The organism is Pseudomonas granadensis, from assembly GCF_900105485.1.
Classification (GTDB): Bacteria; Pseudomonadota; Gammaproteobacteria; order Pseudomonadales; family Pseudomonadaceae; genus Aquipseudomonas; species Aquipseudomonas granadensis.
In genome coordinates this window covers 5,141,039-5,158,559 of sequence record NZ_LT629778.1, presented here as the reverse complement: position 1 = coordinate 5,158,559, position 17,521 = coordinate 5,141,039, and the positions used below count along the sequence as shown (strand labels likewise).

Here is a 17,521-nt window from a genome sequence, read left to right as displayed (position 1 = left end):
GAGCCTGCTCGCGATAGCGCCTGCGGCATCACCTGAAATCCGACAGGCAAATCCCCACTCCCTGCAGCGCAATAAACGCATCCAGGCGCATCTGTTTAAAGAAGCCTGGTGTTACGGCTCACTAGCCTACAAATCCTTGCGCCGCTGCCTACGCATGCACCAGAATCCGCCGGCTTGTGCGCCTTGGGCATGCTGCGTAACTTGATTCCGTCACTGATTTCCAGTGATCGGGTTTAGTAGCCCGTCATATTTGGGGCGTATAGCTCATCAGACAGTCAGGTACTCCATGCCTGCACTTTATGGTGGTTGTGCGCAGGGCGCCTTCGGGCGCGCCGGTTTCCCAGATCCCCGGTCTACTAACCTGCGCACAGCTGCCTCCACTTCTTTTAGTAGGGAAGCGATGGCTAGCCCGAATGAGGATCTGGTAAATGTTCAAAGTAACGCCTAACCCCCCGCTCACCGACCCCGCATCCCCCTACGAATCCACCGACTCAAAGAAATTCCACGAAGCCGCCGAACGCGCGCTCGACCACTACCTCGGTCCGACCAACGCCGACCTCATGGCCACGCCCTACACCCCCAACACGCTGTATATGGCCAACCCAAATGCCGACACCGAATCTCTGCTGGCCGACGCCAGCGAAACCCTCGGCTCGGCCACCGTCATGCTCAACAATCATGCGGCGATGGTGGAGGGTACGCACCGCAAGACTGTGCAAGGTATCGCGCAGGTGGTGATGGTGGCGGAGATGGCTGTGAATCGTGTGTTGGACAGGTTGGTGCCGACTGACTGATTAATGCGTCGAGTCACGCGACGCCATCGCGAGCAGGCTCACTCCTACAGTTAGAATGCGTTCCCCTTGTAGGAGTGAGCCTGCTCGCGATAGCTTTCTCAACCGTTACTCTCAGCGTAACGATTCACCACCATGCTTGATTGATGCCCCCCTCACACACGCCTACCTTGGCTCCACGACAGCGAACCCCGTGGAGTGAGCATGACAACAATAATTTCCCCCGACTCGCGCTGGACGCGGCGGCGCGATGAGAAGCAGCGCCGGCTCGACAAGGTACGCGGGCTGGCCGATGGAGCGGTGTTGCCCAGCGACAAGATCGTCGCCGCGCTCGAAGCGCTGATCCATCCCGGCGACCGTGTGGTGCTGGAGGGTAACAACCAGAAGCAGGCGGATTTTCTTTCGCGTTCCCTGGCCAAGGCCGACCCGCAAAAGCTTCACGACCTGCACATGATCATGCCCAGCGTTGGTCGCTCCGAGCACCTGGATCTGTTCGAACGCGGCATCGCCCGCAAGCTCGATTTCTCTTTCGCCGGCACCCAGAGCCTGCGCATCAGCCAGTTGCTTGAAGATGGCTTGCTGGAAGTCGGCGCGATCCACACTTACATCGAACTCTATGCGCGGCTGGTAGTGGACCTGATTCCCAACGTCGTGCTCTCGGCCGGGTTCATGGCCGACCGCGCCGGCAACATCTACACCGGCCCGAGCACCGAAGACACTCCGGCACTGATCGAACCGGCCGCGTTCAGCGACGGCATCGTCATCGTTCAGGTCAACCAATTGGTCGACGACGTCAGCGAACTGCCGCGCGTGGACATTCCCGCCTCATGGGTCGATTTCGTCGTGGTGGCCGACAAGCCGTTCTACATCGAACCGTTGTTCACTCGCGACCCGCGCCACATCAAGCCTGTGCATGTGCTGATGGCGATGATGGCGATTCGCGGGATCTACGAAAAACACAACGTGCAGTCGCTCAACCACGGCATCGGTTTCAACACCGCCGCCATTGAGCTGATCCTGCCGACCTACGGCGAATCCCTCGGCCTCAAAGGCAAGATCTGCCGCAACTGGACCCTCAACCCGCACCCGACGCTGATCCCGGCGATCGAAAGCGGCTGGGTCGAAAGCGTGCATTGCTTCGGCACTGAACTGGGCATGGAGAACTACATCGCCGCCCGGCCAGACGTGTTCTTCACCGGCCGCGACGGCTCGCTGCGCTCCAACCGTATGGTCTGCCAACTCGCCGGGCAGTACGCGGTTGACCTGTTTATCGGCGCGACGCTGCAGGTCGATGGCGACGGGCATTCCTCGACCGTTACCCGTGGCCGTCTCGCCGGTTTCGGTGGCGCACCGAACATGGGCCACGACCCGCGTGGTCGCCGTCACGGCACTCCGGCGTGGCTGGATATGCGGCACGGCGATGCGCCGCAACCGATGCTCGAACGCGGCAAGAAACTCGTGGTGCAAATGGTCGAGACGTTCCAGGAGGGCGGCAAACCGACCTTCGTCGAAACCCTCGACGCGGTCGAAGTGGCGAAGAAAAGCGGCATGCCGCTGGCGCCGATCATGATCTACGGCGACGACGTTACTCACCTGCTGACCGAAGAAGGCATTGCCTATCTGTACAAGGCGCGCTCGCTGGAAGAACGTCAGGCGATGATCGCCGCCGTAGCCGGCGTCACCGCGATCGGCCTGCGCCACAACCCGAAAGATACCGAACGCATGCGCCGCGAAGGCCTGATTGCCTTGCCCGAAGACCTCGGCATTCGCCGCACCGACGCGACCCGCGAACTGCTCGCGGCGAAAAGCGTGGCGGATCTGGTCGAGTGGTCCGGTGGCCTGTACAACCCGCCCGCCAAATTCAGGAGCTGGTAATGCACGCATTCAACCTGCAAGCACAACCGCTGTCGCTCGCTGACCGCTTGGCCGATCTGGCGGTGGACGCGTTGATCGACGAAGCCGACCTGTCGCCGAAACCGGCGCTGGTCGACCGTCGCGGCAACGGCGCCCACACCGATCTGCACCTGGGCCTGATGCACGCTTCGGCGCTGGCGTTGTGGCCGGCGTTCAAGGAAATGGCCGAGGCTGCGCATGACATTGGCGAAGTCGGTTTGCCGTTACGCGAAGCGATTGGCCGGATCGGTCGCGAAGGCGAGCAGGCGATGCTCGCAACCACTAACGGTGTGAATACGCATCGCGGCGCGATCTGGGCCTTGGGTCTGCTGGTCACTGCCGCCGCTCTGCGACCGGTGTCCATCGCTCTCTGTGCAGCACGCCTGGCGCTGCTCGACGACCGCTACGCACCGAAGCCACTCAGCCACGGCGCCCAAGTCGCCCAGCGTTACGGCGCGCGCGGTGCTCGCGAGGAAGCGCAACTCGGCTTCCCCTCGGTGCTGCAACGCGGCTTGCCGCAATTGCAGAACAGCCGCGCCAACGGCGTCGGCGAACAGAACGCCCGGCTCGACGCCTTGCTGGCGATCATGACCGAACTGGCCGACACCTGCGTGCTCTACCGCGCCGGCGAACAAGGCCTGCACGCCATGCAAAGCGGCGCGCAAGCGGTGCTCGACGCCGGTGGCAGTGCCAGCCTTACAGGCCGCCGCCGATTGCACGAACTGGATCAACAACTCATCGCATTGAATGCCTCGCCCGGTGGCGCCGCCGACTTGCTCGCCGCGACGCTGCTGCTCGATCGAATCGAGCGCGACGGCATTCTTCAGGGAGCGTTTTGATGGAAAGCCTATCGTTTGAATTTCCCGCCGGGCAGCCGCCACGCGGGCGTGCGCTGGTCGGTTGTGTCGGCTCAGGGGATCTGGAAGTGCTGATCGAACCTGGCCTGGCCGGCAAGTTGACGATCAACGTGCAGACCTCGGTCAACGGCGCGCAACAGCGCTGGCAGCATCTGTTTGCGCGGATGTTCGACGGCACCACGCCACCGGCGATGGCCATCGATATCCACGATTTCGGCGCGACGCCGGGGGTGGTGCGTTTGCGTCTGGAACAGGGTTTCGAGGAGATCGGCCATGACTGACAGCGCCGCGTTGCTCAACAAACACAGCTTCGTCGAACTTGGCGCCCGGCAACGGGCGAAAGCCTTGCTCGACGCCGGGACCTTTCGTGAACTGCTCGACCCGTTTCAACGGGTGATGTCGCCGTGGCTGGAGCGCCAGGGCGTGGTGCCGCAGTCCGACGACGGCGTCATCATCGCCAAGGGCAGCCTCGACGGTTTGCCCGTGGTGATTGCGGCGATCGAAGGCGCGTTTCAGGGCGGCAGCCTTGGTGAAGTCGGCGGGGCGAAAATTGCCGGCGCGCTGGAACTGGCCGCCGAGGACAACCGCAAAGGCATCCCGACCCGCGCGGTGCTGCTGCTGGAAACCGGTGGCGTGCGCTTGCAGGAAGCCAATCTCGGCCTCGCGGCGATTGCTGATATTCATGCGGCGATTGTCGATTTGCAGCAATACCAACCGGTGGTCGGCGTGGTCGCCGGCAGCGTCGGTTGCTTCGGCGGCATGTCGATTGCCGCAGCGCTGTGCAGTTATCTGCTGGTGACTCAGGAAGCACGTCTTGGCCTGAACGGCCCGCAAGTCATTGAGCAGGAAGCCGGGATCGAGGAATACGACTCGCGCGACCGGCCGTTCATCTGGAGCCTGACCGGGGGCGAGCAACGCTTCAACAGCGGTCTGGTGGATCGTTACGTTGGCGATGACGTGGCGCAAATTCGTCAGCAGGTCGGCGAATTGCTCCAGCAAGGTTTGCCGGCTCAGCCACGCAGCCAAAGCGCCGAGTGGTTCCTGCACCGTCTGGGCAGTCTGAACACTGACCAGCAAATCGAACCGTCGGTGGTTCGCGATCTGTATCAAGGAGAGCGCTCATGAGCGGTTATTCGCTGCGCGGTTTGAACTGGTTCAATGCCTTGAGTGCGGGCGCTAAAAGCGTTGAAGGCCTGCCGCCGTCCTTGCGGGTTGCCGAAGGTGAGCTGGGCCGGTTTATCGCTGTGGTCGCTGATCCGGATAACCGCTTTCCTCGCGCTCGTAATGGCGAAGTCGGCTTGCTTGAAGGCTGGGGTCTGGCGAAGGCTGTGGATGACGTGATCACTGCTGATCGCGACAAAGCGCAGAAACGCCCGATCATCGCCATCGTCGATGTGCCGAGCCAGGCCTACGGTCGGCGCGAAGAAGCCCTTGGCATTCATCAGGCGCTGGCCGGCGCGGCGGGCAGTTATGCCCGTGCGCGGCTGGCCGGGCATCCGGTGATTGCGCTGCTGGTGGGCAAAGCGATGTCTGGCGCATTTCTGGCTCACGGTTATCAGGCCAACCGCCTGATCGCCCTGCGCGATCCCGGCGTGATGGTGCACGCGATGGGCAAGGCCTCGGCGGCGCGGGTGACGTTGCGCAGCGTTGAAGAACTCGAAGCGCTGGCCGCCAGCGTACCGCCGATGGCCTACGACATCGACAGCTACGCCAGCCTCGGCCTGCTCTGGGAAACCCTCTCGGTGCAGCAGATCGAACAGCCGACGGCGGAGGATCTGGCGCGGGTCAGCGAATGCCTCAAGCAAGCCATCGGCGATATCACCGGCACCGACCTGAGCAATCGCCTCGGTGCCAGCAATCGCGCGGCGTCGAGCAAGGTTCGCGAATTGCTGAGGGCGCAGTGGTGAACATTCCACTGGCCCACGACCTGCTCTGGGGCATGACCCCGGCGCAGTTGCCGGCGGATGCGTCGCCGTGGGCGATCGAGTCGCTGGCCGCCGGGCAACCGGTGGTAGTGCGGCGCGCGCTGAGTGCTGAAGGTCTGATCGCGGTGGGCGTGCGCGGGTTGCTGCGCGAGCAGCGATTGGCGGCGTTCATGCGCGTGGATTCGATTGTGCGGCGGGTCAGTCCTGAAGCGTTGTGTCATGTCGACAGCGCGCGTGATCTGCCGGTCATGCAGGCGCTCAGGCAATTGCGGCCGATGCTTGATGACTGTGGTTGGATCTGGGGTGTCAGTGGCAGTGTCGGCTTTGAGCTGGCCAGCGGTTTTGCCGCGATGCACGCGGCCAGTGACCTCGATCTGATCCTGCGCGCACCGCAACCGATTACCCGTCATCAGGCACGCGAACTGATCGCCTTTGTTGATCGCGCCGCGTGCCGGGTCGACATGCAATTGCAAACCCCATTCGGCGCGGTCGCGTTGCGAGAATGGGCCAGTGCTTCGGCGCGGGTGCTGCTGAAAAATGCGCAACAGGCGCAATTGGTGGTCGATCCTTGGCAGCCGCAGGAGCAGGCAGCGTGAGCAGTCTGCTGGTGTTCCCCGGCCAGGGCGCGCAGCAAGCCGGCATGCTCCAGCGTTTGCCTGGGGAAGTGTTGACCGAGGCCAGCGATGTGCTCGGTGAAGATGTCTTGCGGCTGGATTGCGCTGAAGCGTTGCGCACCACGCGGGCGGTTCAGCTGTGCCTGCTGATCGCCGGCGTCGCGGCCTCACGGCAACTGCTGCAGGACGGGCTGGCGGCGGATTACGTCGCCGGTCTGTCCATCGGTGCCTATCCGGCTGCGGTGGTCGCCGGGGCTTTGAGCTTCAGTGACGCATTGCATCTGGTCAGCCTGCGCGGTGAGCTGATGCAGCAGGCTTATCCACAGGGCTACGGCATGACCGCAATCATCGGCTTGCAGTTATCCACAGTCGAAACGCTGCTGGCGCAGGTGCACAGCGAGGATTCGCCGGTGTATCTGGCGAATATCAATGCCGATCATCAGGTGGTCATTGCTGGCAGTGACCGCGGCATGCAAGCGGTGGCCGAACTGGCGCGCAGTCGTGGCGCCGGTCTGGCAAAACGTCTGGCGGTGAGTGTGCCGTCGCACTGTCCGCTGCTGGACGAACCGGCGCAAACCCTCGCCGAAACCTTTGCCAGGGTTGAATTGAAAACCCCGAAAATCGCTTACCTGAGCGGTAGCCGTGCGCGGCCTGTGACCAAGGTAGAAGCGCTGCGCGACGACCTCGCCTTCAACATGTGCCGCGTAGTGGACTGGCGCGGCACCGTGCAAAGCGCCTACGAGCGCGGCGTGCGCTTACAGATCGAACTGCCGCCCGGTGCGGTGCTGACCGGGCTGGCGCGCCGGGTGTTCGAGCAGGGCACTGTCACGGCCTTCGACAGTGCCCGCCTCGACACCCTGCAAGCGCTGTTGCGAGAGGAGGGTGGCCGCCAACTCTAAAACCGCCGCGACTCAAGCTTCGAAAACAAAAACAACATTCGACGATGCACTTTGAGGACTACAACAATGATTATTTACGGTGTGGCGTTTCTCGCCTTTTGTACGCTGGTCGGTATCTGGATCGGTGAATTGCTCGGCAAGCTGATCGGCGTGCCGGCCAACGTCGGCGGTGTCGGCATTGCGATGCTGCTGCTGATCGGCCTCGGCAGTTATCTGTACAAAAGCGGCTGGCTCAAGGGCAAGACCGAGCAGGGCGTGGAGTTCTGGAGTGCGATCTACATTCCCATCGTGGTCGCCATGGCGGCGCAGCAGAACGTCTACGGCGCGCTGAAGGGCGGCCCGATGGCAATCCTCGCCGGCACGCTGGCCGTGGTGATCGCCTTTGCTCTGGTGCCGGTGCTCACGCGCATGGGCAACAAGCAAGAGACGCCGATTGCTCCAGCCAAGACTGCGGGGTAATCGCCATGTACGAATCAATGATGAAAGTGATCACCGGCTACGGCCTGATCAGCGGCTTCTTGATTGTCGGCCTGACCATGTGGGTGTCCTACTGGATGTCCAACACCTTCACCAAGGGCCGCCTGCACGGCTCGGCGATTGCCATTCTGCTCGGCCTGGTGCTGTCGTATGTCGGCGGCGCGCTGACCGGTGGGCAGAAGGGGGTGGTGGATATTCCGTTGCTGTCGGGTATCGGCCTGCTCGGCGGCGCCATGCTGCGTGATTTTGCGATTGTCGCCACCGCGTTTGGCGTGAGTGTCGACGAGCTCAAACGCGCCGGGTTTGTCGGCGTGCTGGCGCTGTTCGTTGGCGTTGGCACCTCGTTTGTGGCGGGCGTGGGTGTGGCGATGGCGTTCGGTTACACCGATGCGGTCAGCCTGACTACGATTGGCGCTGGTGCCGTGACCTATATCGTCGGGCCGGTGACAGGCGCGGCGATTGGCGCCAGTTCCGAGGTGATGGCGCTGTCGATCGCGGCGGGGTTGATCAAGGCGATTCTGGTGATGGTGATGACACCGTTCGTGGCGCCGATGATCGGCCTGAACAACCCGCGCAGCGCGGTGATTTTCGGCGGGTTGATGGGCACCTCAAGTGGCGTCGCCGGCGGGTTGGCGGCGACGGATCCGAAGCTGGTGCCTTATGGTTGCCTGACGGCGGCGTTTTATACCGCGCTTGGCTGCTTGCTCGGGCCTTCGCTGTTGTTTCTGGCGATGCGTGGGTTGATGGGCTGACCCCCGAAAAGCTAACCCTCACCCTAGCCCTCCCGAAACGTCGGACCGCCCAAAGGGAGAGGGGACTGACCGAGGTGGATGCAGGAGTTTCATCGACCTGAAATTTCTGAGTCGAACTCAGGTTTTGAAATGGCCCCGATCTGCTCCCTTTCCCCTCGCCCCTTGGGGGAGAGGGCTGGGGTGAGGGGGGTAGCTCTTGATCTTGATCTTCTGTCGATCATGGGCTGGTCTGGCGATTGGCATACATCCGACACTCCGCCAGCAACGCCAGCAGATTCGGATCCCTCTCCTTGGCCTTCAGAAACACCACCCCGATGTGCTGCTGCAACCGATACTTCTCCTGCAACGGAATCAGCTTCACCCGATTCTCGTACACCGCCGCGATCCGCCCCGGCAACAACGCATAACCGACCCCCGAGCTGACCATGCTCAGCAGGGTGAAAATGTCATTCACCTGCATCGCCACTTTCGGCTCGAACCCCGCCTGCTTGAACACCCGATTGCCATCCTGATGCGTGGCAAAGCCTTGGGTCAGAGTGATGAAGGTTTCATCGCGCACCTCGGCCAGATCGACTTCACTGCGTTGAGCAAACTTCGAATCCGCCGGTGTGGCGAGGAATATGTCGTCGGAGAACAGCGCAATCTGCTCGCAGTCCGGGTCGTTGATGCTGTCGTCGAGTGACACCAGGATCGCGTCGACCTCCATGTTTTTCAGCTTGTAGAGCAGGTCGATGTTCGAGCCGAGGATCAGGTCGATGTTGAGTTCGCTGCGGCGGATTTTCAGGCCCATGATCAGCTGCGGCACGGTCTTCACCGTCAACGAATACAGCGAGCCAAGCTTGAAGCGCTCGGCGGAGAACCCGGCGGCTTCGCGGGTCAGGCGCACGCTGTCGACCACATCGTTGATCAGCTTTTGCGCGCGCTCTTCCAGCACGTAAGCACTTTCCAGCGGCGTGAGGTTGCGCCCCTCGTGTTTGAACAGCGGGCAGCGCAGGGCGTTTTCCAGCGAGTGAATCGCGCGGTGCACGCTGACGTTGCTGGTCTGCAGTTCGGCAGCGGCGCGGGCGAGGTTGCCGGTGCGCATGAAAGCGAGGAACACCTCGAGTTTTTTCAGGGTCAATTCTTCGTCGATCAGCATGGCGCGGACTCTTTTTGGAATCGACCGATTGTGCCCAATTCCCGCGCGCCGCGCAGGCGAGGTTGAACAGAAACATTGCGCTTTTACGCTCAAGGCCCGAGCCTTGCGCGCTTGCGTTAGTGACTACGAGGTATGCGACACATGTATCACGGGGAAAAACTCAACGCCTGGACCCATCTGGTCGGAGCGGTGGCGGCGTTTATTGGCGGCGTGTGGATGCTGGTGATCGCCAGTCTCGACGGCAGTCCGTGGAAGATCGTCAGCGTGGCGATCTACGCGTTCACCCTGCTGGTGCTCTACAGCGCCTCGACCGTGTACCACAGCGTGCGCGGGCGCAAAAAAGCGATCATGAAGAAGGTCGATCACTTTTCGATCTACTTGCTGATTGCCGGCAGCTACACACCGTTTTGTCTGGTGACCCTGCGCGGGCCGTGGGGCTGGACGCTGTTCGGGATCGTCTGGGGGCTGGCGCTGATCGGCATTCTGCAGGAAATCAAACCGCGCTCGGAGGCGCGGATTCTGTCGATCGTGATTTACGCGGTGATGGGCTGGATCGTGCTGGTGGCGGTCAAGCCGCTGATCGCTGCGCTGGGTACGGCGGGGTTTGCCTGGCTGGCGTCGGGCGGGGTGTTGTATACGGTGGGAATTATCTTTTTTGCCCTTGATCACCGGCTGCGGCATGCCCATGGGATCTGGCACCTGTTCGTGATTGCCGGGAGCTTGCTGCACTTTGTCGCGATTCTGTTTTATGTCTTGTAGACCGAGGCGCTGCCAATCGCTAGCAGGCTAGCTCCCACAGGTGGTCTCCAGTGCACAGAATTTGTGCACACCCAAAATCCAGTGTGGGAGCTAGCCTGCTAGCGATGAGGCCTTAGAAGTCACCCCAAAGCTGCTGGGCCACCGCGAGTGCAACAACCGGCGCGGTCTCGGTGCGCAGCACCCGCGGGCCGAGGCGGGCGGCGTGGAAGCCGTTGTCTTTGGCCTGCTCGACTTCAGCGTCGGACAAACCACCTTCCGGGCCGATCAGGAACGCCAGCGTCGCCGGTCGGGCATGGCTGACCATTGGCTCGGCCACCGGGTGCAGCACCAGTTTCAACTCGGCTTCGGTCTGCTTGATCCAGTCCGCCAGTAGGACCGGCGGATGAATCACCGGCACCCGCGAGCGCCCGCATTGTTCGCAGGCGCTGATCGCTACCTGACGCCAGTGCAGCAGGCGTTTGTCGGCGCGTTCGTCCTTGAGGCGGACTTCGCAGCGGTCGCTGAAGATCGGGGTGATTTCATTCACGCCCAGTTCGGTGGCTTTCTGAATCGCCCAATCCATGCGCTCGCCCCGGGACAAGCCCTGGCCGAGGTGGATGTGCAGCGGCGACTCGACCTGACCCGGCAGTTGCTCGTCGATCTGCACGACGACGCGCTTCTTGCCGACCTCAACCAGCGATCCGCGAAACTCATGGCCGGAACCGTCGAACAACTGCACCGCATCGCCTTCGGCCATGCGCAACACGCGGCTGATGTAATGCGCCTGGGCTTCCGGCAGTTCGTGTTCGCCGGTGCTCAATGGGGCGTCGATAAAGAAGCGGGACAGTCTCATGCGGGGTCTCTGTAAAATTTGTAAAAGTCTGGCGGCCCCATCGCTGGCAAGCCAGCTCCCACAGGTTCTGCGCAAAACCCTGTGGGAGCTGGCTTGCCAGCGATGACGGTAGTCCGGTACCGCTGAAGCTTAAGTGAAGTAGATCAGCCCGGATCGCGGAAACCGGGATGAAAGTCCTTCGGCACCGCCACGCTCACGCTGTCACGCGTGGCGATATCAATGCCTTCACTCGCCACCTCGGCCAGGAAATCGATCTGCTCCGGGGTGATCACGTACGGCGGCAGGAAATACACCACGCTGCCCAGCGGCCGCAGCAACGCGCCACGCTCCAGCGCATGCTGGAACACCTTCAAGCCGCGGCGTTCCTGCCAAGGGTAGGCCTCTTTGCTGGCTTTATCCTTGACCATCTCTATCGCCAGAACCATGCCGGTCTGGCGCACTTCGGAGACGTTCGGGTGATCGACCAGGTGCGCTGTCGACGAGGCCATGCGTTGGGCCAGTGCCTGGTTGTTTTCGATGACGTTGTCCTGTTCGAAAATATCCAGCGTCGCCAGCGCCGCCGCACAAGCGAGCGGGTTGCCGGTGTAGCTGTGCGAATGCAGGAAGGCGCGCAGAGTCGGGTAGTCATCGTAGAACGCGCTGTAGACGTCGTCGGTAGTCAGGCATGCCGCGAGCGGCAGGTAGCCGCCGGTCAGGGCTTTTGACAGGCAGAGGAAGTCCGGACGAATGCCGGCCTGTTCACAGGCGAACATCGTCCCGGTGCGACCGAAGCCGACAGCGATTTCGTCGTGAATCAGATGCACGCAATAACGGTCGCATGCCTCGCGCAGCAATTTCAGATAAACCGGGTGATACATGCGCATGCCGCCAGCGCCCTGAATCAGCGGCTCGACGATCACCGCCGCGACGCTGTCATGATTCTCCGCCAGCGTCTGTTCCATGGCGGCGAACATGTTGCGTGAATGCTCTTCCCAGCTCATGCCGTCGGGGCGCAGGTAGCAATCCGGACTCGGCACCTTGATGGTGTCCATCAACAGGGCTTTGTAGGTCTCGGTGAACAGCGGCACGTCGCCGACCGCCATCGCCGCCATGGTTTCGCCGTGGTAGCTGTTGGTCAGGGTGACGAAGCGCTTCTTGTTTGGCTGACCGCGGTTGAGCCAGTAGTGAAAGCTCATCTTCAGCGCGACTTCGATGCACGACGAGCCGTTGTCGGCGTAGAACACCCGGTTCAGGCCTTCCGGCGTCATCTTCACCAGACGCTCGGACAGCTCGATCACCGGTTGATGGCTGAAGCCGGCGAGAATCACATGCTCGAGCTGGTCGACCTGATCCTTGATGCGCTGGTTGATCCGCGGGTTGGCGTGCCCGAAAACGTTAACCCACCACGAGCTGACCGCGTCGAGATAGCGCTTGCCTTCGAAGTCTTCGAGCCAGACGCCTTCGCCGCGCTTGATCGGGATCAGCGGCAGTTGTTCGTGGTCTTTCATCTGGGTGCAGGGATGCCACAAAACCGCGAGATCGCGTTGCATCCACTGGTTATTCAGGCCCATTTACAGTCTCCTCGAGGCGGCTCGCGGCAGGCGCGGGCAAACAATCGCGCAAGCCTATGCAATGCATCGCGCGGGGACAACCCATTGTGTCGATTGAGCTACTTTGTATGAGCCGATAGACGCCGCTGGCGGCGTTTTGATGGCTAACGTATTCTTCGCGGTTCTTTGGGTCGTCTGACCCGCCAAACTGCTTTTTCCCACATGTTTTTCCGGAGTTCGCTGAATGTCTGTCGGTTGGCTGCGCGCCTGTGCGCTGGTGATGTTGGGGCTGTTCAGCGTGACAGCGCTGGCCAAGGATAAAACTGCAATCGTGATTGGCGGCGGCCTGTCGGGCCTGACCGCCGCTTATGAGCTGCAAAACAAGGGCTGGCAGGTCACCCTGCTCGAAGCCAAACCGAGCCTGGGCGGTCGCTCGGGCATGGCCACCAGCGAGTGGATCGGCAACGACAAGACCCAGCCGGTGCTGAACAAGTACGTGTCGACCTTCAAGCTCGGCACCACCCCGGCACCGGAATTCGTGCGTACACCGGGTTACCTGATCGACGGCGACTTTTTCTCCGCTGCTGACTTGGCGACCAAGCAACCGGCCACTGCCGAGGCCTTGAAGCGCTATCAGAAAACCCTCGATGATCTGGCGCGCTCGATCGACGATCCGCAAAACCCGGCGGCGACCAGCACGCTGCACGCGCTGGACCAGATCACCGTGTCGAGCTGGCTCGACAAGCAGAACCTGCCGGCGACGGCGCGTCAGTTGATCAATCAGGACATCCGCACCCATTACGACGAGCCTTCGCGGCTGTCGCTGCTGTACTTCGCTCAGCAGAACCGCGTCTATCGCGGCGTTTCCGACCGTGACCTGCGCGCCTCGCGTCTGGTCGGCGGCAGCCAGGTGCTGGCTCAGGCGTTCGTTAAACAGATCAAGACCATCAAGACCAACTCGCCGGTCTCGGCGATCACCCAGGACAAGGACGGCGTCACCGTCAAGGTTGGCAGTGTCGGTTACCAGGCTGACTACGTGGTGCTGGCCGTGCCATTGCGCGCACTGAACAAGATTGCCCTGACCCCGGCACTTGATGCCCAGCATCTGGCGGCGATCAAAGGCACCAACTACGGCTGGCGCGACCAGATCATGCTGAAATTCAAGACGCCAGTGTGGGAAAGCAAGGCGCGCATGTCCGGCGAGATCTACAGCAACACCGGTCTGGGCATGCTCTGGATCGAGCCAGCGCTCAAAGGTGGCGCCAATGTGGTGATCAACCTGTCCGGCGACAATGCCCGCGTGATGCAGGCGTTCGGCGACAAGCAGATGGTCGATCAGGTGCTGATCCGTCTGCACGCGTTTTATCCACAGGCCCGTGGCTCGTTCACCGGTTACGAAATCCGCCGCTACAGCACCGACCCGTCGATGGGCGGCGCCTACCTGGCTTACGGCCCGGGGCAGATCAGCAAGTTCTGGCGTCTGTGGGAACGTCCGCTGCAACGCGTAGCGTTCGCTGGCGAACACACCGATACCTTGTACCCGGGCACTCTGGAAGGTGCACTGCGCACCGGCCAGCGTGCGGCAAGCCAGGTTGAAGATCTGGCCGCCGGCAAATCGTTCGAACCGGCCAAAGTGGTACCGGCTGCCGCAGCAGCAGGCGCGGCGGGTGCCGCGGCGGCGAAGAAGGGCAACTTCTTCAGCAACCTGTTCGGTGGCTCGAATGACGAGAAGATGCCAGAACCGGTTAAGGCTCCAGAACCGGCACCTGCTCCGGTCGCTCCAGCGCCTGCGCCGACTCCTGCGCCCGCTCCGGTGGAAGCGCCGAAGCCAGCGGCCCCGGTAAAAGCCGAGCCGGCGAAGAAAGCCGCGGCCAAGCCAGCGGCGAAGAAGCCTGCCGCGAAAACCGAAACGAAAAAGCCCGCAGCGAAACCGGCAGCGAAAAAGGCTGAACCGGCGAAGAAGCCAGCGGCCAAGCCCGCAGCCACACCTGCGGCAACCACCGAGACCAAAGCGCAGTAAGGCTTGACTGACTAAAAAAACGCGGCATTTATGCCGCGTTTTTTATCTGAAATGGTTCTCAAGCTTTATATAGCTGCTGGTTATAACTAGGTAAGCACCGACGGATATGTGTCGTATAAATCACCTAATTATATTTTTTGGCAAATTAACGCTTATCTTTTTGTTGCGATACTGGTGCCGAAGAAGAATTGCTATGTTGCGGGGATGCCTTGAGCGCCTCCTGCTTCCATAATGGCCACTGCTCAACAGTGCGACGAGACTCCGCTAAATGGTTGAGGAAATCTTCTTTAGATGGTGTCATTTGGGCTTCCCTCTAGGTACTTTGACAAAAGGTTTGCAGCTATTGTTTCGCGTTCAATGTACGAGCAAGGCAGCATTTGGGTGCGTAATTTAGCATCGTGCTCACTCCAGTCAAGAGCTTGTCCGTCATCAGATTTCCTTATGACAGGATAGCCACTACCTAGGTTGGTGGAGAATAAATTAAAAAAACTCCTAGGGCCTACTCCGATGAATGGTGCAAATACCACATTGTCACTATACTGATTTAGTGATATGGAGTCAGAGTGGAAATCCAGAGCTTTACTCTTAGGGTACGGCTCCACATATATGACTCTCTTTATTCCGGAAGCTACTATGTGTTTCGCGCAATTGTGGCATGGGAATGTTGTGCAGTATAAGTCACTGCCTGATGTGCTGATGCCGAGCCTAGCACTCGAAAGTAACGCTTCCATCTCGGCATGAACAACTCTGCCGTATTCCGTAATGTCTTTAATTTTGCTTTTTTTGATTAGTGGTCTGAGTTCTTCTCGATACTCTGAAGGAATTACGTCCAATATGCTGTCAATTATCAGTCTTTTTTGAGTTGCGTTAGAGTCCTCGCCTTTCATGTAGTCCCGGCCATCTTTTGTATCGACGATTTCTTGGGTTTTTTCATCTATTTCGGGCCAATATAATCCGCCGTGTGCTTTGGGTACGTCGTTTGCGCCAGTGGAAACTATGCACTTGTCTTTCGTCAGCACGGCCCCAACTTGACGCGATAAATCGGCTGATCTCAAAGATGCTGAGAATGCCATGAACATGGCGTATTCATCAAATGTCGGCGTTATGTAGGGCTTGCCAAAAAGCAGATCAAAAACCCTCCAAATTTGTTTTTTTAGTGAGTCTGAATTTCCGTTGTAATCAATAAAAAAGTCTGAAAGGTGATAAGTGTCTCGGGTGTGCTGGCCAAAGTCGTCTCGCTCGTCCGCGTCTCTGTCTATTAGTTTTGATGCCTGCTCTTCAGAGATGGATTTGTCTTTTGTTAGATAGTTATGTCTTCTAGTATGGTCGGCATGTACGCCAATTAAGAAAAAGCCATGTGAATAAATTTTTCGAAGTCTTTGTACTTCTGCTGGGTTTTTCAATGAGTTGATAATAAAGGATTTTCTGCGAAAGGCTTCTTGTTCTTTTCGAAGTAAATTGATTCTGGCGGCGGCCCCTAATGCCAGTATTGAGTTGTCTTTGCTGTTTTTTCGTAAATTATTTCCCTCCTCCATGTAGGAGCTGATTCTTCCATATTCATCCGTGCTGGAGGCTGGATTTCCCAGATTTGCAATTATATCAGTAGATATTTTTATACGTTCAGCGCTGTAGTTGAATTTAAGGAGGCGCTCTTCGATCAATCCTGCTACCTCGGCTAGGTTGGTGCCAATAGTGCCGACCAGACCGATCACCAGTTCAGAATCAGAATAGGAGTCATCGAGAAAGTAAGTGTCTGGCGCCTGAGAATCTGTTGAAAGCTCGGCTACAGCAGCTTCTGTTTCAGCGACGGTATTTTCGATGGCAGACGTATCTTCGTGTGCATTAATATTTAATAAGCCTTCTACTAATGTTTTTAGCTGTTCTGATGAGTTTAGGTCTCCTTGAAAATTAATATTCCCCGTAGATGGGTACCAGTTCATTATTCCTCTGCTATTAGCTCTGAACTGATGTTGATTTTGGTTGACGACTCTCCATACTCCCGCATTTTGCAGGGAAGATAGTTTTATTTTTAACTCGTCGAGTTCGCCGTCAAATCGCATCCCTTTTCCCCGTATTGATCTTTAACTGGCATCCGGACGCCTTCCTGCAAAACGTCGGCTTTGCTGGCTGAGAGAGTAGTAGAGGACTGGTAAGTGGTCTAGTCGCGGTGAGAACCCCCGATGTTTCCTGCCCTCTTCGCTCGAAATACGGTGATTCCAAAGACTCCTTCTATGCAAAACAGAGATCATTCCTATTTTTTTGAGGATGTTTCGTACGCTTGATTGAGGGGACGGAAGCTTTGCGTGTGAGATTTTTTTCTTTCTGAGGTGGGATTTTGCGTTGAGTTAATCTTTCCTTAACACGAGAGCCAGAAGCTCTTGATCGTATTTCTCGATATTTCAAAGCGAAATTTTCCGCTTTAATTGGATAGATAACTCACTAGTCTTGGTTCGCAGTTCTCACAGGATTTGGGCAATGCAGCTACGTAACTCTTCTTCGCGCTATGGTTGGGTCAGCATCTTTATGCACTGGGGCGTGGCGCTGGTGGTCTTCGGGCTGTTTGCGCTGGGGCTGTGGATGGTCGGGCTGGATTACTACAGCACTTGGCGCAAAGACGCGCCGGACCTGCACAAGAGTATTGGTCTGGTGCTGCTGGGTGTGATGGTGTTGCGCGTGCTGTGGCGCTTTATCAGTCCACCACCGTCGACGCTGCAAAGCTACAGCCGCATGACCCGCCTCGGCGCAAAATTCGGCCACGGGTTTCTGTATCTGGCGCTGTTCGCTGTGATGATTGCCGGTTACCTGATTTCCACCGCAGACGGTGTCGGGATCCCGGTGTTTGGCCTGTTTGAAGTTCCTGCACTGCTCTCCGGACTACCGGATCAGGCAGATACCGCTGGGGTGATTCATCTCTGGCTGGCGTGGGCGCTGGTAATTTTTTCCGGCCTTCATGCGTTGGCAGCATTGAAGCACCACTTTATCGATCGTGATGCGACCCTTACCCGAATGCTCGGTCGCAAAGCCTGAAATTCAAC

At 59.4% G+C, this 17,521-nt stretch carries 17 protein-coding genes; 13 read left to right on the top strand and 4 right to left on the bottom strand.

The annotated features are described in order from the left end of the window. Positions 1-428: 428 nt before the first annotated feature. The 10 genes from BLU52_RS22995 to madM all read left to right on the top strand — a co-directional run bounded on the left by BLU52_RS22995 (position 429) and on the right by madM (position 8,208). Positions 429-794 carry a DUF6124 family protein gene (locus BLU52_RS22995; protein ID WP_090287118.1) on the top strand — a complete coding sequence of 122 codons (366 nt, stop codon included), beginning with the start codon at positions 429-431 and terminating at the stop codon, positions 792-794. Positions 795-995: 201 nt separating this feature from the next. After that, positions 996-2,666 carry a malonate decarboxylase subunit alpha gene (gene mdcA / locus BLU52_RS22990; RefSeq protein ID WP_090287116.1) on the top strand — a complete coding sequence of 557 codons (1,671 nt, stop codon included), beginning with the start codon at positions 996-998 and terminating at the stop codon, positions 2,664-2,666. Then, positions 2,666-3,523 carry a triphosphoribosyl-dephospho-CoA synthase gene (locus tag BLU52_RS22985; RefSeq protein WP_090287114.1) on the top strand — a complete coding sequence of 286 codons (858 nt, stop codon included), beginning with the start codon at positions 2,666-2,668 and terminating at the stop codon, positions 3,521-3,523. Before mdcA ends, BLU52_RS22985 begins: the two co-directional genes overlap by 1 nt. After that, positions 3,523-3,822 (top strand): malonate decarboxylase subunit delta, encoded by a 300-nt coding sequence (locus BLU52_RS22980; RefSeq protein WP_056786420.1) that lies wholly within the window; start codon positions 3,523-3,525, stop codon positions 3,820-3,822. Before BLU52_RS22985 ends, BLU52_RS22980 begins: the two co-directional genes overlap by 1 nt. Further along, on the top strand, positions 3,815-4,666 hold the full coding sequence (locus BLU52_RS22975; protein ID WP_090287112.1) for a biotin-independent malonate decarboxylase subunit beta: 852 nt from the start codon (positions 3,815-3,817) through the stop codon (positions 4,664-4,666). Before BLU52_RS22980 ends, BLU52_RS22975 begins: the two co-directional genes overlap by 8 nt. After that, a complete protein-coding gene (mdcE, locus tag BLU52_RS22970) occupies positions 4,663-5,448 on the top strand; it encodes a biotin-independent malonate decarboxylase subunit gamma (protein WP_090287110.1) in 786 nt (261 codons plus the stop codon). Before BLU52_RS22975 ends, mdcE begins: the two co-directional genes overlap by 4 nt. Next, a complete protein-coding gene (locus BLU52_RS22965; RefSeq protein WP_090287108.1) occupies positions 5,442-6,062 on the top strand; it encodes a malonate decarboxylase holo-ACP synthase in 621 nt (206 codons plus the stop codon). Before mdcE ends, BLU52_RS22965 begins: the two co-directional genes overlap by 7 nt. Beyond that, on the top strand, positions 6,059-6,979 hold the full coding sequence (gene mdcH / locus BLU52_RS22960; RefSeq protein ID WP_090287106.1) for a malonate decarboxylase subunit epsilon: 921 nt from the start codon (positions 6,059-6,061) through the stop codon (positions 6,977-6,979). Before BLU52_RS22965 ends, mdcH begins: the two co-directional genes overlap by 4 nt. A 66-nt stretch (positions 6,980-7,045) precedes the next feature. Next, complete coding sequence (gene madL / locus BLU52_RS22955) at positions 7,046-7,438, top strand: malonate transporter subunit MadL (protein WP_090287104.1); 393 nt, start codon at positions 7,046-7,048, stop codon at positions 7,436-7,438. Between the two features lie 5 nt (positions 7,439-7,443). Beyond that, positions 7,444-8,208 carry a malonate transporter subunit MadM gene (gene madM, locus BLU52_RS22950; protein WP_038861195.1) on the top strand — a complete coding sequence of 255 codons (765 nt, stop codon included), beginning with the start codon at positions 7,444-7,446 and terminating at the stop codon, positions 8,206-8,208. Positions 8,209-8,425: 217 nt separating this feature from the next. On the opposite strand, the gene BLU52_RS22945 is transcribed toward madM, so the two are convergent. Then, on the bottom strand, positions 8,426-9,346 hold the full coding sequence (locus tag BLU52_RS22945; protein WP_090287102.1) for a LysR family transcriptional regulator: 921 nt from the start codon (positions 9,344-9,346) through the stop codon (positions 8,426-8,428). Between the two features lie 141 nt (positions 9,347-9,487). Here BLU52_RS22945 and trhA point away from each other — a divergent pair, with 141 nt between their 5' ends. After that, positions 9,488-10,105, top strand: coding sequence for a PAQR family membrane homeostasis protein TrhA (gene trhA / locus BLU52_RS22940; RefSeq protein WP_007964065.1), 618 nt, complete (start codon positions 9,488-9,490; stop codon positions 10,103-10,105). Between the two features lie 112 nt (positions 10,106-10,217). Here trhA and BLU52_RS22935 read toward each other — a convergent pair whose 3' ends face one another. Together BLU52_RS22935 and BLU52_RS22930 are read right to left on the bottom strand one after the other, a co-directional pair. Next, positions 10,218-10,937 (bottom strand): 16S rRNA (uracil(1498)-N(3))-methyltransferase, encoded by a 720-nt coding sequence (locus BLU52_RS22935; protein WP_090287100.1) that lies wholly within the window; start codon positions 10,935-10,937, stop codon positions 10,218-10,220. A 143-nt stretch (positions 10,938-11,080) separates the two neighbouring features. Next, on the bottom strand, positions 11,081-12,487 hold the full coding sequence (locus tag BLU52_RS22930) for an adenosylmethionine--8-amino-7-oxononanoate transaminase (RefSeq protein ID WP_090287097.1): 1,407 nt from the start codon (positions 12,485-12,487) through the stop codon (positions 11,081-11,083). A gap of 223 nt (positions 12,488-12,710) precedes the next feature. Between BLU52_RS22930 and BLU52_RS22925 the strand changes: the two genes are divergently transcribed. After that, positions 12,711-14,486, top strand: coding sequence for a flavin monoamine oxidase family protein (locus tag BLU52_RS22925; protein WP_090287095.1), 1,776 nt, complete (start codon positions 12,711-12,713; stop codon positions 14,484-14,486). A 287-nt stretch (positions 14,487-14,773) separates the two neighbouring features. On the opposite strand, the gene BLU52_RS22920 is transcribed toward BLU52_RS22925, so the two are convergent. After that, a complete protein-coding gene (locus BLU52_RS22920) occupies positions 14,774-16,546 on the bottom strand; it encodes an anti-phage dCTP deaminase (RefSeq protein ID WP_090287093.1) in 1,773 nt (590 codons plus the stop codon). Positions 16,547-16,961: 415 nt separating this feature from the next. Between BLU52_RS22920 and BLU52_RS22915 the strand changes: the two genes are divergently transcribed. Further along, positions 16,962-17,513 carry a cytochrome b gene (locus tag BLU52_RS22915; RefSeq protein WP_090287091.1) on the top strand — a complete coding sequence of 184 codons (552 nt, stop codon included), beginning with the start codon at positions 16,962-16,964 and terminating at the stop codon, positions 17,511-17,513. Positions 17,514-17,521 lie beyond the last annotated feature (8 nt).

Coding starts and splice junctions, on each gene's coding strand:
- BLU52_RS22935 (WP_090287100.1), bottom strand. CDS start 10,937: ATGAGACTGTCCCGCTTCTTTATCGACGCCCCATTGAGCACCGGCGAA.
- BLU52_RS22980 (WP_056786420.1), top strand. CDS start 3,523: ATGGAAAGCCTATCGTTTGAATTTCCCGCCGGGCAGCCGCCACGCGGG.
- BLU52_RS22925 (WP_090287095.1), top strand. CDS start 12,711: ATGTCTGTCGGTTGGCTGCGCGCCTGTGCGCTGGTGATGTTGGGGCTG.
- BLU52_RS22930 (WP_090287097.1), bottom strand. CDS start 12,487: ATGGGCCTGAATAACCAGTGGATGCAACGCGATCTCGCGGTTTTGTGG.
- BLU52_RS22985 (WP_090287114.1), top strand. CDS start 2,666: ATGCACGCATTCAACCTGCAAGCACAACCGCTGTCGCTCGCTGACCGC.
- BLU52_RS22995 (WP_090287118.1), top strand. CDS start 429: ATGTTCAAAGTAACGCCTAACCCCCCGCTCACCGACCCCGCATCCCCC.
- BLU52_RS22975 (WP_090287112.1), top strand. CDS start 3,815: ATGACTGACAGCGCCGCGTTGCTCAACAAACACAGCTTCGTCGAACTT.
- BLU52_RS22945 (WP_090287102.1), bottom strand. CDS start 9,346: ATGCTGATCGACGAAGAATTGACCCTGAAAAAACTCGAGGTGTTCCTC.
- mdcE (WP_090287110.1), top strand. CDS start 4,663: ATGAGCGGTTATTCGCTGCGCGGTTTGAACTGGTTCAATGCCTTGAGT.
- BLU52_RS22915 (WP_090287091.1), top strand. CDS start 16,962: ATGCAGCTACGTAACTCTTCTTCGCGCTATGGTTGGGTCAGCATCTTT.
- mdcA (WP_090287116.1), top strand. CDS start 996: ATGACAACAATAATTTCCCCCGACTCGCGCTGGACGCGGCGGCGCGAT.
- madL (WP_090287104.1), top strand. CDS start 7,046: ATGATTATTTACGGTGTGGCGTTTCTCGCCTTTTGTACGCTGGTCGGT.
- trhA (WP_007964065.1), top strand. CDS start 9,488: ATGTATCACGGGGAAAAACTCAACGCCTGGACCCATCTGGTCGGAGCG.
- BLU52_RS22920 (WP_090287093.1), bottom strand. CDS start 16,546: ATGCGATTTGACGGCGAACTCGACGAGTTAAAAATAAAACTATCTTCC.
- madM (WP_038861195.1), top strand. CDS start 7,444: ATGTACGAATCAATGATGAAAGTGATCACCGGCTACGGCCTGATCAGC.